This is a genomic window from Sphingomonas chungangi, from assembly GCF_013778325.1.
Classification (GTDB): domain Bacteria; phylum Pseudomonadota; class Alphaproteobacteria; order Sphingomonadales; family Sphingomonadaceae; genus Solisphingomonas; species Solisphingomonas chungangi.
This window is the reverse complement of record NZ_JACEIB010000003.1, coordinates 415,237-427,791: the sequence shown is the minus strand read 5'-3', so window position 1 is coordinate 427,791 and position 12,555 is coordinate 415,237. Positions and strand designations below refer to the sequence as shown.

Annotated in this window: 12 protein-coding genes; 7 read left to right on the top strand and 5 right to left on the bottom strand. The window is 64.1% G+C overall.

The genetic code is table 11. The features are described 5' to 3' along the window. Window positions 1-879, bottom strand: a complete 879-nt coding sequence (locus HZF05_RS06320) for a helix-turn-helix transcriptional regulator (protein ID WP_160363517.1) — start codon at window positions 877-879, stop codon at window positions 1-3. Between the two features lie 173 nt (window positions 880-1,052). Between HZF05_RS06320 and HZF05_RS06315 the strand changes: the two genes are divergently transcribed. From HZF05_RS06315 to HZF05_RS06305, 3 genes are all read left to right on the top strand, one after another. Next, entirely contained in the window at window positions 1,053-1,370 is a 318-nt protein-coding gene (locus tag HZF05_RS06315; protein ID WP_160363516.1) for a 2Fe-2S iron-sulfur cluster-binding protein, read from the top strand. Between the two features lie 110 nt (window positions 1,371-1,480). Next, on the top strand, window positions 1,481-1,921 hold the full coding sequence (locus HZF05_RS06310) for a nuclear transport factor 2 family protein (protein WP_160363515.1): 441 nt from the start codon (window positions 1,481-1,483) through the stop codon (window positions 1,919-1,921). 59 nt (window positions 1,922-1,980) lie between these two features. Then, window positions 1,981-3,192, top strand: a complete 1,212-nt coding sequence (locus HZF05_RS06305; RefSeq protein ID WP_160363514.1) for an aromatic ring-hydroxylating oxygenase subunit alpha — start codon at window positions 1,981-1,983, stop codon at window positions 3,190-3,192. 51 nt (window positions 3,193-3,243) lie between these two features. Here HZF05_RS06305 and HZF05_RS06300 read toward each other — a convergent pair whose 3' ends face one another. The 3 genes from HZF05_RS06300 to HZF05_RS06290 all read right to left on the bottom strand — a co-directional run bounded on the left by HZF05_RS06300 (window position 3,244) and on the right by HZF05_RS06290 (window position 5,511). Beyond that, entirely contained in the window at window positions 3,244-4,083 is an 840-nt protein-coding gene (locus HZF05_RS06300; protein WP_160363513.1) for a hypothetical protein, read from the bottom strand. A 51-nt stretch (window positions 4,084-4,134) separates the two neighbouring features. Further along, window positions 4,135-4,698 carry a carboxymuconolactone decarboxylase family protein gene (locus tag HZF05_RS06295; protein WP_160363512.1) on the bottom strand — a complete coding sequence of 188 codons (564 nt, stop codon included), beginning with the start codon at window positions 4,696-4,698 and terminating at the stop codon, window positions 4,135-4,137. Between the two features lie 120 nt (window positions 4,699-4,818). Then, window positions 4,819-5,511 carry a GntR family transcriptional regulator gene (locus HZF05_RS06290; RefSeq protein WP_246331730.1) on the bottom strand — a complete coding sequence of 231 codons (693 nt, stop codon included), beginning with the start codon at window positions 5,509-5,511 and terminating at the stop codon, window positions 4,819-4,821. Between the two features lie 226 nt (window positions 5,512-5,737). Here HZF05_RS06290 and HZF05_RS06285 point away from each other — a divergent pair, with 226 nt between their 5' ends. Beyond that, window positions 5,738-8,203, top strand: a complete 2,466-nt coding sequence (locus HZF05_RS06285) for a TonB-dependent receptor (protein ID WP_160363510.1) — start codon at window positions 5,738-5,740, stop codon at window positions 8,201-8,203. Between the two features lie 46 nt (window positions 8,204-8,249). On the opposite strand, the gene HZF05_RS06280 is transcribed toward HZF05_RS06285, so the two are convergent. Continuing rightward, window positions 8,250-9,302, bottom strand: coding sequence for an aldo/keto reductase (locus tag HZF05_RS06280; protein ID WP_160363509.1), 1,053 nt, complete (start codon window positions 9,300-9,302; stop codon window positions 8,250-8,252). 107 nt (window positions 9,303-9,409) lie between these two features. On the opposite strand from HZF05_RS06280, the gene HZF05_RS06275 reads away from it, so the two are divergent. Genes HZF05_RS06275 through HZF05_RS06265 form a run of 3 tightly spaced genes read left to right on the top strand, consistent with a single transcriptional unit; the run spans window position 9,410 to window position 12,547 of the window. Then, complete coding sequence (locus tag HZF05_RS06275; protein WP_160363508.1) at window positions 9,410-10,330, top strand: quinone oxidoreductase family protein; 921 nt, start codon at window positions 9,410-9,412, stop codon at window positions 10,328-10,330. A gap of 58 nt (window positions 10,331-10,388) precedes the next feature. Further along, on the top strand, window positions 10,389-11,492 hold the full coding sequence (locus HZF05_RS06270; RefSeq protein WP_160363507.1) for a CapA family protein: 1,104 nt from the start codon (window positions 10,389-10,391) through the stop codon (window positions 11,490-11,492). Next, window positions 11,489-12,547, top strand: a complete 1,059-nt coding sequence (locus HZF05_RS06265; RefSeq protein WP_160363506.1) for a phosphotransferase — start codon at window positions 11,489-11,491, stop codon at window positions 12,545-12,547. Before HZF05_RS06270 ends, HZF05_RS06265 begins: the two co-directional genes overlap by 4 nt. The last annotated feature ends 8 nt before the right edge of the window (window positions 12,548-12,555 follow it).

The window sequence follows — 12,555 nt, the reverse complement described above, 5'->3', positions numbered from 1 at the left end:
CTAGTGCTTGCGCGACTGGCGGAACTCCATCGGGGTAATCCCTACCGAGCGGCGAAAAGCCGCAGAGAAGGCGGCCGGGGTCTCGAAGCCGCACCGCCACGCGACTTCCTTGACGGCCGGCCGGGGCGAGGACAGCAATTGCTTGGCGCGATCGATCCGCTTCTCGGTCGCATATCCCGCCAGCGTGCGGCCAGTCGATGCCCGGAAGATGCGGAAGAAATGGCGCGTGCTGACATCGCACAGCTTGGCAAGTTCCGCGATCGTCGGAAGCCGGCCCGGCCGATCGATCATCTCGTCTATGCGGCGAAGCTGCGTCGTCGACAGACGCGACAGGCTGCCGGGCGAAGCCTCTCGCGGCCGCATGAGATATCGGTGGAGCTCGATCGCCAATTCGGTCCAGATCGCCTCGGCGAGAAGCGCGCTGCATAGCCCCGGATTCTCGATCTCGCGCGCGAGCCGCTGCAGCGCGTCGCGCACATAAACGTTACGGACGTCGAGCGAGGCCTCCAATGCGGCCGAATCCAGGATATGCCCCTCGCCGTCGACGTCGACCCGATCGAACGCGCAACAGACGGAGGTCTGCTCGCCTTCACCCCATTCGGTTTCCAGTTCCTGGTTGGCGGGGATGAAGATGATGTCGCCCAGCGGCTGCGGTGCGCTGCCGGCTATCGCCGGATACGCGCCCTGCGGCGTCCCGGGGCGCGGCGACAGCGCCAGATCGAGAAACCCCCGTCGCGATCGGAACACCCCGCCTTGCGGACCGCGGAAGCGGTAGTGATGGATTTCGACCGTCGCTCGCTCGAGCGCGATCCTCCCCGACACGCGGCATTCCATCGCCGTCGTTTCCGGGACATCGTACACATTCGAAATCTGGCCCATGGCGAAGCTCTCCGAATATTTTCGCCGATCTCCGCCGGCCGACGTCGAGCGCGACCATATCGCGCCAATTGCGGCAGCCGCAAGCGATGCGCGTGCCGTTTCACTCATCTTTAGAAAGGTTCGAGGGCATTCCGAACCTGCCATGCGTCGGGATCGTCGAGAGGAGAGAAAATATGCCGGAGCTTGTGGTCGTCACCCGGGAAGGCGAGGAAAAGACGCTTGATGCTGCTGCGGGCATCAGCGTCATGGAGGCGATCCGCGACAATGGCATCGACGAACTCCTCGCGCTGTGCGGGGGATGTTGCTCCTGCGCCACCTGTCACGTGCATATCGATCCGTCTTTCGCCGGCAAGCTTCCGGCGATGACGCCGGACGAGAGCGACCTGCTCGACGGTTCTGCTCACCGCGATGCCTATTCCCGCCTGTCCTGCCAGATCACCATGACCGATGCGCTGACAGGCATGCGCGTCGTCATTGCCGAGGAGGATTGACGCAGCGTCGAACCGCCACACATTTTTCCATGTACCTTCGTGTGGTTTATGCATAATGTCAGCGCAGCGGCGGCAGACCGCGGTGACAACTAGGGCCCGAGGATGCGTCGATGAGTATCGAGCAGAACAAGCAGGCGGTGCAAAGCTGGTTCGATGCGGTCAATCGCGGGGACGAAGCGGCCATCCTGGCGTTGACCGCCGAGGATTTCGGCTTTCGCACCATGGCCCGCCAGCCCGAATGGCTGCTCTATCACTGGACGCGCGAGGAATTCGCCAAGGTGCCGACGACGATGTCGCAGGTGCTGACCACGCCGATCCAACTCTCCGTCGTAGCAATGACCGCCGAGGGTGATCGCGTCGCGGTGGAGGCGGAGACGGACAGCGAGATGCTCAACGGCAAGCGATACAACAACGCCTATCATTTCGTGTTCACGCTGCGCGACGGCAAGTTCACCGAAGTGCGTGAATATAGCTGCAGCTACCTCGCGCAGAGCTGTTTCGGCGCGGTGGTGCCGGGCGACCCTGCCTCGACGGCGATGGCCGAAGCCTGAATGCTCTTGCCGGGTAGCCGGCTGCCCGTCCCGCAGCCGACAATTGTTGGAGATCAGCGATGACCGACCAGACGCTCACCCTCATTCACGAGACGATGGATGCCCAGCTCGGGCGCAAGGGCTATCCGGATGCCTTTCCCACCCTCCCCGAGGTACCGGCGTCCCGTTACTTCGATCCTGCTTTCGCCCAGCTGGAACGGGATCATCTCTGGAGCAAGTCCTGGCTGCTCGCGGGACTGGCGACCGATCTTCCCGGCGCGGGCTCCTATCTGCTGTTCGAGAAGCTGGATCGATCGGTCATCGTCAGCCGCGGCAAGGACGGTGAGATCCGGGCCTTCCACAATGTCTGTCGCCACCGCGCTTCGGCGCTGCTGCTCGAGCCCAAGGGCAAGGCGATGCGCTTCGTATGCCCCTACCATGCCTGGGGCTACGATCTCGAAGGCAAGCTGAAGTCCGTGCCCGACCAGCATGATTTCGCATGCCTCGACAAGAGCGAGCGCGGCCTCATCCCGGTTCGCTGTGAAACGTGGCGCGGCATGATCTTCATCAATTTCGATGACGCCGCCCAGCCGCTTGCCGAATTCATGGCCCCGGTCGCCCCGGAAACGGACGGTTACCCGCTCGAGAAGCTGGTCGTGAAGGATCATTTCCTCGTCCCGATGGAGACGAACTGGAAAACGGCCTATCACAACTTTCTAGAAATCTATCACGTGTCGATCGTTCACGCGAAATCACTCGCGCCTTATCTGGATTCACAGAGCTTCGTCGTCGCGCTTTACGAAGGCGGCCATTCGCGGTTCGCCACCCGCAAGCGCAAGGGCGACTCGATCTTCAAAAGCGGCATCGGCTTTCCGGAGGAGATGGGCGAGCTCTTCAAGGAATGCACCATCGCGCGGCCGACATTTCCCAACACCTTCTTCGCGCTCGATCCGATCGGCTTCACGCTGCAATGTTTCTGGCCGCACCCGACCGATCCGGACAAGTCGATCATGGAGGTGCGTCTCGTCGGATGGGAGTCCGATGCGGAAGAGGATCGCGCCTATTGGGCGGCGATGCGCCCCAATGTGGAGAGCATCCTCGCCGAGGATCTCCAGCTCTTCGCGAGCATCCAGCGCGGGTTGAAGAGCGGGCAGATGCCCAAGGTCATGATGGGCTACCAGGAGCGCGCGCTCTACTGGTTCGAGGAGGAAATCGATCGCCGCATCGGTGTCGAGAACATTCCCGAACAGCAGCGTGTGGTGCCGGTGCTGAGTGACTACGTCACGCGGTGAGTGTGCGAATTTGCGAGTGCCACGGACATGGCACTCGCCCACCCTGATCGCTCAGGCGAGTTCACGTTCGAACAGGCCGATCATCTCGGCATCGGCGCTTTCCGGGTACAGCGTGATCGGCAGGCCCTGAACCGTCGGGCCGAAGAAGTAGGCGTGACCGCCCGATTGCAGCGCGCGCGCGTGGCGGACCTTGAAGCCTGCCGCCTCGAACCCTCTCCTCGCCGATTCGACATCGCCATGCATGACGTCGATCGCGGCAAGCGGCAGCTCGAGATCATCGAGCAGCGCAGTAGGGCCTTCGATCAGCTTCACGCGATGGGATCCGGCCAAAGCACGTCGCCCGAGGCCGGCGGGATCGGTCTCGATGAAGTCCATGTCGTAGAATTTCTTGAGATCGGCGGCGAGTGCGTCGGCATCCGCGACCACGAGTTCCACGCAACCGATCTTCGGAGGGGCGGCCTCGGCCAGCGCATCGAACGGCGCTTCCGATCGGAGCTGGGCCTCGTTGACCCCCTCGGTGCAGGCGAGAAACGGAATGCCATGGAAATCGCGACCGAATAGATATTCGTTCACCGCCGGTACCGGCAGATAGCTGATCGCGGCGGGCTCGAACCCGGCGTCTCCCAGGCGCGCGCGCACCGCTTCCGCATCCGCCACGTCGATGGCGATCTCGATCAGACGCTCACCGCCGCCGAAGGGCAGGCCGCCGGGCCCGGGCTCGATCGGCTCGATGCCATGCTCGCCGAACATCACCTTGAAGCCGGCATCGGGGTAGAGTTCGGCGATGAGGCCCGGCGTGCGGAATCTGGCGCCGAGCAGATCCCCCATCTCGGCCGTGAAGCTTGTCATGTCATCGACGAGCCACGCCATCCGGCAAAATTTAGGCACCACGGTTCTCTCCGTCTCTCGGGTTCCGCGCCACATTCATAGGCGGCTGTGGCGCTATGCGACGCTCAGTTCGGCGTTGCGCAGCCTGGCATACACCTCTTCGCCCACCGGAAGCTGACAGACGCTGCCGATGCCGAGCGCCTTCAGGCCATGCCCCACCCCCAGCCAGATTCCGGCGAGGTTGACGATGTCGCCGATCTCGACGTCGGAGAAATTCGCATGCATGCGTTTCCAGAACGCGTCGTCGCCGTTCAGGCCATCGACCGCATTCGCAAACCGATCGACGAACTCGAGCGCAAGCGCCTCCCTGGCCGAAAATCCGGGCCACGCGATATTGCGTGCTTCCGCCTGCCGATAGAATTCCTCTTCGATCGGCTCGTCGCTGAAGCCGGGCCAGTCGCGCCACATGCGCATCGAATTGCAGATCGGGCAGCCCATCATCGCCGTCATCGGAAAGCGCATCGCCTCGCGCTCGCGCGGGCTGAGCGTGGTTTCCGGCGCGTCGTAAACAAGCCGGAACATGCGCTTGCGCGCATCGACCAGCATCGGCGTGCCCAGGTGGTTGAGGATATGCTCCAGGGCCTCGCTGTCGTCCGGAATTGCGACACGGTATGGCATCCGCACTCTCCTGTTCGACCTTTGTAAGGCTGTGAGGAGGCTACGTCCGATCCATACCTGCGTCAAGTTTATGCATGATATCCGTGGCAATGCATAAGCCGTCGGATGCGATCGGGAGAGTTACGCAGATGCGAGGGTCTGCGGACCGACGGATGTCTCTTCGAGGTGATGCAACATCGCTTGCTCAATATAGGCGACCGACTCCGCGTAATTGGCGATCGCCATCGCCTCGACCTTGGCAATGTCCCGTCGCAGCACCGCGTCCAGCACTTCGCGATGCATCGACAGATGCTCCAGATCCCAGCGCGCGAGCGCCAGGTACATATGACGATAGCGCATGTTCTGGGCGTAAAGCAGTTCCCACGACCACAGCAGCCACTTGTTCTCGCAGGCGCTCAGCAGGGCGTCGTAAAATCCCTTTCGCTCATTCGAGTAGGCATCAATTCCCACTGCGCCTGTGGAGAGTTGCTCGAGCGTAAGCACGCAACGGTGATAGGCTGCGGTTATCCGCCGTTCCCATTCAGGGTCGCCATTGGCGATCGACGAGCGGATACATGGCAGCTCGACGGTCATGCAGGCTTCGATCAACTCGCGAAAGCCGGTTGCCGAAACCGGGCTCACGCGAAATCCGCGATGCTGGTCGCTTTCGACGAGACCCTCCGCCGTCAGCCGCGAGAGCGCTTCCCGGACAGAAGCCTGGCTGAGTTCCAGCGTCGCTTGCAGTGAAGAGATGTTCAGGCGCGCGCCGGGTTTCAGTTCGCACCCGATGATCTGGGCGCGCAGGGTCTGATAGGCTCGTCTCGTGATGCTCATTTCGTTCACGGGAATGCCCTATCGAAGCGCCGGATGAACGACAAGACGTCGCGCGTCGCGCGGGCGCTCCGGATCCGATACCGGATCGGGCTTTTTGCAACACCGGATCCGACTTCGAACGCCGCCCTGCATTAAGATAGGTTTCGAAACTGCGTGTCACCGCAAGAGACGCGCCAGACGAGCATCACTCGATACAGAATACAGAACAAGCGTAAGGGAGGTAAAAATGCCGCTAGAACCGATCATCCGGAAAGCCCTGCTCGGCACAGTCGCGCTCGCGGTGCTGGCTCCCGCGGCGGCATTCGCGCAGGCCAGTGGCGCACCGGTCGCAGCCCCTGCCTCGCCGCCCCCGACACCCGGATCGCCAGCTCCCTCTGCGTCCGCCGCGACAGACAGCGGCACGTCGCAGAACGTCGGAGCGCCCTCCGCGGGGCCGGGCGATATCATCGTGACCGCGCGCCGGCGTGACGAGAAGCTCCAGAACGTGCCGATCTCGGTCGCGGCGTTCAGCGGCGCGACGTTGACCCGCAGCAGCGTCCAGACCATCGCCGATATCCGCACGATCTCCCCTGGCCTGACCTTCTCGTCGGAAGGCGGCAAGGACAACACCGCCGTCACCCTGCGCGGCATCGGCCAGATCCCGACCGGCGAAGTGACGCCCGGCGTGGTCACCTATTTCGCCAACGTACCGCTCGCGTCGCTCGGCTCGAACGTGCCAACCTTCGACATCGCGAACGTGCAGGTGCTCAAAGGCCCGCAGGGAACGTTGTTCGGCCGCAACACGCTTGGTGGCGCCATTCTGATCACCCCCCAGTCCGCATCGACGCGCGATTTCACCGGCTATCTCGAAGGCACCTACGGCAATTACGACTACAAGGAAGTCCAGGGAGCGGTGAACGTGCCGCTCATCAAGGACATCCTGGCCGTGCGCGTTGCCGGCCAGATCCGTCGCCGCGATCCGGAAATCTACGCCATCAACGGCGGCAACGGTTTCAACAACGTCCACCAGGATAGCGGCCGCGTATCCGTACTCTTCACCCCGACCGACTGGCTGAAGAGCACCACCACCGCCGATTATTTCAAGGCGCGTGAATATGGCTCGGGCTACTATCTGCTCCGCCAGAACTTCTCCTTCGGCGCGCTGTTCGGCCCGGGCGCGATCGCGGATTCGCTCGATCAGCAGATCCAAGGCTATCTGGGCCAGCAGAAGGCCAATTTCTATGGATCGTTTGAAGATAGCTCGGGCAGCGGTCGCGCCAATCGCCGCAACGAGGGCATCAGCAACGATACAAGCGCAACCTTCGGCAACTTCACGCTGCGCAACATCTTCGGCTATCGCAAGAACAAGAGCGACCAGCTGATCAATACGGCGGCGGTAGGCCCCACCTTCCTGCCCGGCGCGGCGGTCGGGAGTCCGGTCGACGTGCCGTTCACGATCTTCCACGCCGCCGCACTGATCGAGCGCCAGTATCTGACGAACGAGACGCAATTCCTGGGCACGTTCAATCGCTTCAACTTCATCGTCGGCGCCTTCTACAGCCACGATACGCCGGACGGCCCTTCCGGCTCGACCTTCGATGCCTTCACGACGCCCGGCGCGCCGGCATCGGTGGTGACGGCGAACGTCCGCAACACCAACTATGCGTTCTTCGGCCAGGCGACCTACAAGGTCACCGACACGCTGAACTTCACCGGCGGCATCCGCTACAGCTGGGACAAGGTCTCGGCTTGCGGCGGCGCGATCGGTACCACCTACGCCAGCGATGCGACGTGCCGGAGCATCGCCAATGACGGCAACACAACCGACGGCGTGGGCATCGTCAGCAACCGTGGCTCGGCGCCGAGCTGGACCGTTGGGCTCGACTGGAAGGCGCGGCCCAACCTGCTGCTCTATGTCGTCAGCCGCCGCGGCTATCGCGGCGTGAACGTCAACACGCCGTTGTTCGAGACACCCTTTACCACCACGAACAGCGCCAACAGCGTCGATCTGCGGCCTTTCCAGAAGACCGGAGAGGAGAAGCTGACGGACGTCGAGATCGGTGAGAAGTGGGACTTCAATGTCGCCGGCGCGCGGGGCCGTATCAACACGGCCGCCTACTATACCAAGTACAAGAACGCGCTGCAGTTCCTGAACGTCCAGGGTATCGTACCGTCGAACGCGCCGGACAATCCGACCAACGCCTCGATCGGCGTGAACGCGGCCGATCTCTCGATCTATGGCGTCGAGCTGGAGGCATCGGTCAGCCCGACGCGAAACCTCACGCTGTCGTTCAACGGCGCCTATACACATGTGACCGTCGACAGCGTCTCGCTGCCGCCGATCCAGGGAATCGTGTTCACCAAGGACAGCGTCAACAAATATGCACCGAGCTTCTCGGGCACGCTGAGCGGCAGCTGGACGCTTCCGTTCCGGCCGCTCGACAGCAACCTGACGCTGAGCGGCGACCTGTTCATGACCGCGGACTTCGGCGGCCAATATGGCGAGAAGCTGCCCGGCTACAATCTCGTCAATATGCGGCTCGATTGGGAGAAGATCGGCGGCACCGGCCTGGATCTCAGCGTCTTCGTCCGCAACCTGACCAAGGAGCGCTACTTCGCCGCGGCGGACGTGCTGCTGAACAGCTTCCCGGTCAATTCAGTCGCCGTCGGCGATCCGCGCACCTACGGTGTGACGGCCCGCTACAGCTTCTGATCCGATGCCCGCCGATGGCACCGTGCCATCGGCGGGCCCTCATGCCTTAGCACCGTCGCAGCTGGATCGTCCGTCCCGCGGTCAAGGCCTGCCGGATCAGCGGCGCGGACAGGAAGTCGTGGGGGAAGCCTAGATCGAAACGGCTGGCCTCTGCCAGCCGCGCGAGATGCTCCGGCTCGAGCTTCACGTCGAGTGCACCCAGGTTGTCTTCGAGCTGACGCTGCGTACGGGCGCCGATCTGCGGCGACACGACCGCGGGGTTGGCCAGCGTCCACGCGATCGCGACCTGCGCGGAGGTGACGCCGATCTCGTCGGCGACGGCCTTCACGACATCGGCGATCGCCGTCGCCCGTTCGGTGATCCGGCCGCCGGCGACGAGCATCGCTCCCCTTCCGCCAGCTTCATCCGGCGACGCGCCGGACGCATATTTGCCGGAGAGACGCCCGCTCGCCAGCGGCGACCAGGGCAGCACGCCGATTCCCAAGGACTGCGCCGCCGGAATCAGCTCGCGCTCGGCGGTACGCTCGATGAGGTTGTACTCAACCTGGAGGCCGGCCAGCTGTGTCCAGCCACGCAGCTCCGCCATCGTCTGTAGCCGCGCGATCTGCCAGGCGGGCGTGTCCGAAATGCCCAGATACAAGATCTTGCCCTGCGTCACGAGGTCGTCGAACGCCCGCAGGATCTCGTCGGCGGGGGTGGTATCGTCCCAGACGTGCAGGAAGAAGAGGTCGATGCGATCGGTGCGCAGCCGTCTCAGGCTCGTCTCGACCGTTCGCATCATGTTGCGCCGCCCGTTGCCGGCGCTGTTGGGATCACCGACACCCCGGACGAGCGAGTATTTGGTCGCCAGGACGAGCTGTTCGCGCTTCGACTCGGCGAATTTGCCGGTCAGCTCTTCCGATCTACCGTCCGCGTAGAATCCCGCCGTGTCGATGAAATTGCCGCCGCGATCGACATAGGCATCGAAGATACGGCGCGATTCCTGCTCCTCGGCACCCCATTCCTCACCAAACGTCATGCTGCCCAGTGCCAGCGGCGAGACGCGCAGGCCCGAGCGCCCCAGCAAGCGATAGGTTTCAAGCGAAAGCGGTGTCGTCATCATCCCTGTCCTCATCCGGTTTCGACCCGACATTGGAGTTCCCGCCGCGCGTTTTCCCCCTACCTGCGACAGGCACGCTAGTTTCCCTCAGCCCATACGGAGTGGCCATGCGCACCGCCAACATCGCCCGCGACGGCAGCTTTACGCTGGCCGAACGGCCAGCGCCGGAGGCGCGCGACGGTCACAGCATCGTCATCGTCGAAGCGGCCGGAATCGGCCCGACAGACCTGATGCGCGCGAAAGGCTTCTTCGGCCCGGTGGAGGCGGACTATGTGCCGGGCGGCGAAGGGGTAGGCCGGCTGGCAAGCGGCGAGCGCGTCTATTTCGGGCATAGCCTCCCGCCGTTCGGCGCGATGGCGGAGCAGACCCTCGTGGCGGACAGCGAAATCTGGCCCGTCCCTGCCGGGCTGGAGCATGATCAGGTCATCGCCCTCGCCATTTCGGGGACGGGCGCGCTGATCCCGCTTGAGGAAGCGCGCATCCGGCCGGGCGACGAAGTCCTGATCCTCGGCGCGACCGGGCCGGTCGGCCAGTTCGCGCTCCAGATCGCACGGATAGTCGGCGCCGGCCGCGTCGTGGCGGCGTCGCGCAATGCCGCCAAGCTCGCCGCGCTACAGGAACGCGGCCTTGCGGATGCCGTGGCGGTGATCGGTGGGGACGACGATGAAGCCGCGCTCAAAGCGGCCTGCAAACGGGGGTTCGATGTCGTGCTCGACGTGATCTACGGCCCGCCCGCCGAGGCGGCCATGCGTGCGACCGCGCCGGGCGCGCGGATGATGAGCATTGGGGTCCAGGCCGGTTCCACCGTCACCCTGTCGCTGCGCGATCTCGTCTTCCGAAGCCATGTCGGGGTCGGTACGGGCCAACGCCCCGCAACCGAGCGCCGCGCCGCCTACGACAGGTTGATGGGCATGGCGCTCGACCACGGCCTGCGTGCCGACACCGTACGTTTTCCTTTCTCGTCGGCGGCCGAGGCCTGGGCCGCGCAGGCGGGCAGTCCCTACGGCAAGATCGTGATCGATTTCTGAAGGCGAAACCTCGGCGTCGGGACCACTGAGTAGCTTTGTCGCAGCTAGGAGCATGACGATGGACGAGCGTGGCGATGTCGAACTGTTCGTGGTCGGCGATCTGCAATTGATGACGCGCGAGCCGCCCGCCAAACTGTTCGACCAGTCGACCCCGACACTATCCCGCGCGGACATCACCTTCGGAAACTGCGAATGGCCTTATGCCGAGGAAGCGGGCGATACGCATCCGGTCGAAGCGCATATCAACGACGATTTCGACAAGGGCGACCTGTTCGCGCCGGGCGCCCCGGAATCGATCCGGATGATGGGCCGCGCCGGCTTCGACGTGATGTCGGTCGCCAACAATCACACCATGCACGGCGGCTACCGCGCCTTTCTGCGGACGATCGCGCTGCTTCGGGAAAACGACATTGCGCCGGTGGGCGGCGGGATTGATATCGCGGCCGCGCGGGAACCCGCGATCGTCGAGCGCAATGGCCACCGGATCGGTTTCCTCGCCTGCACGTCCGGCTTCCTGCCCGGCGCCCATGCCGGCCGGCGCACCCCCGGCATCGTGCCATTGCGCCGCCACACCTATGCAGAGAATGCATCTTGGGACAATTGGGGGACCGAGCCGGACATCCGCACGCTGGTCAACCGCGAGGATCTCGGCGCGGTGATAGAGAGCGTCAGGGCGCTCAAAGCCGAGACCGACATCGTCGTACTGAGCTGCCACTGGGGCATCCTCGAGCATCCGTCGGCCATCGCAGACTATCAGCGCGAGGCGGCCCACGCCTTCATTGACGCAGGCGTGGACCTGATCGTCAGCCAGGGACCGCTGCCGATCAAGGGGGTGGAGGTCTATCGCGGCAAGGCGATCCTCTATTGCATGGGCAAGTTCGCGATGATCTCGCCCTGGTCGCGTGACGAGACCCCATCGGGCATATCGGCACCGCTGCTCGACGAGACGAGCCGAGGGCTTGCCGCATCGGTCACCATCTCGGGCGGCGCGATCACGGGCATAAGAATCGTGCCCGTCTATCTCGGCTCCGGCGGCTGGCCCCGGTTGCTTGCGCCCGGAGATGCCTATCATGACGACATCCTCGCGCTAGTCCGGGAGCGGACGGAGGCCGCCAAGCTGAACGGGCACATCGGCCCGGACGGCGCGATCGCGCTCACGTGACGGCCGAGCCCGCCTTCCCGGCCGACCGCTTGGCCGACTGGCTGTCGGCGCGTCTCGCGGGCCGGCCGCCCGTCGTCATTCGCGACGTCACCGAGCCCGCGCAGGGATTTTCCAGCCGCACCGTGCTGTTCACCGCCGCCTGGACAGACGACGGCGTAAAGCGCGAGCGCCCACTCGTCGCGCGGCTCCAGCGGGACGTCGCAGTGCCGATGCTCGCCGACGTGTTCCATCAGTGTCGCGTGATGCGGGCGATCACCGCCCATTCATCGGTCAAGGTGCCGACCGTCGAGTTCAAGGAAGAAGACCCGGCGGTTCTCGGCGCGCCCTTCTTCCTGATGGATCGGATCGACGGGCGTGTGCCGCCGGATTTTCCAAGCTACCATGCGCAAGGCTGGTTCGCGGAAGAGCTCGGCGCGGCGGATCGCGCGCGGCACTGGTGGAACGGCGTGCGCGAAATGCACAGGCTCCACGCGATCGACTGGCAGGCCTTTCCGTTTCTTGCCGACGGCGTGGACTCTGCACCCGGCGCGATATTCTATCTCACCAGGTTCGTCAGTCGCTGGTACGACTGGGCATCGGCCGGGCGGCCTTTCCCGATCATCGAAACCGCACTTCGCTTCCTCATCGCCAATCCCCCGCCCCTGCAGCGATCGGGACTCGTCTGGAACGACGCCCGGCTCGGCAACACGATGTTCCGGCGCGACGGCGAGGTTGCCTCGCTGTTCGATTTCGAAGTCGCGTCGCTCGGCCCGCCCGAAGCCGATCTGGCGCACTGGATGTACCTTGACGACGTGTTCAGCCTCAACTTCGGGGTCCAGCGAATCGACGGCATCCCCGACGAAGCAGCCGCGATTGCGGGGTTCGAGCGTATCTATGGCTGGCCGATGCCCTATTTCAGTTATTATCTGGCCGTTGCCGCGCTGAAGATCCTCATCCTGTCGATCCGCAGCTACGGCAACGAGAAGGCGATGCCGGCGCCGGATGCGCTACCCGATTTTCTGGTCGGCCGGGTCAGGCACTATGTCGATCGCTACGCGGATTATCTGCGGAGTTGAACCGGTCG

Coding starts and splice junctions, on each gene's coding strand:
- HZF05_RS06320 (WP_160363517.1), bottom strand. CDS start 879: ATGGGCCAGATTTCGAATGTGTACGATGTCCCGGAAACGACGGCGATG.
- HZF05_RS06315 (WP_160363516.1), top strand. CDS start 1,053: ATGCCGGAGCTTGTGGTCGTCACCCGGGAAGGCGAGGAAAAGACGCTT.
- HZF05_RS06310 (WP_160363515.1), top strand. CDS start 1,481: ATGAGTATCGAGCAGAACAAGCAGGCGGTGCAAAGCTGGTTCGATGCG.
- HZF05_RS06305 (WP_160363514.1), top strand. CDS start 1,981: ATGACCGACCAGACGCTCACCCTCATTCACGAGACGATGGATGCCCAG.
- HZF05_RS06295 (WP_160363512.1), bottom strand. CDS start 4,698: ATGCCATACCGTGTCGCAATTCCGGACGACAGCGAGGCCCTGGAGCAT.
- HZF05_RS06290 (WP_246331730.1), bottom strand. CDS start 5,511: ATGAGCATCACGAGACGAGCCTATCAGACCCTGCGCGCCCAGATCATC.
- HZF05_RS06285 (WP_160363510.1), top strand. CDS start 5,738: ATGCCGCTAGAACCGATCATCCGGAAAGCCCTGCTCGGCACAGTCGCG.
- HZF05_RS06280 (WP_160363509.1), bottom strand. CDS start 9,302: ATGACGACACCGCTTTCGCTTGAAACCTATCGCTTGCTGGGGCGCTCG.
- HZF05_RS06275 (WP_160363508.1), top strand. CDS start 9,410: ATGCGCACCGCCAACATCGCCCGCGACGGCAGCTTTACGCTGGCCGAA.
- HZF05_RS06270 (WP_160363507.1), top strand. CDS start 10,389: ATGGACGAGCGTGGCGATGTCGAACTGTTCGTGGTCGGCGATCTGCAA.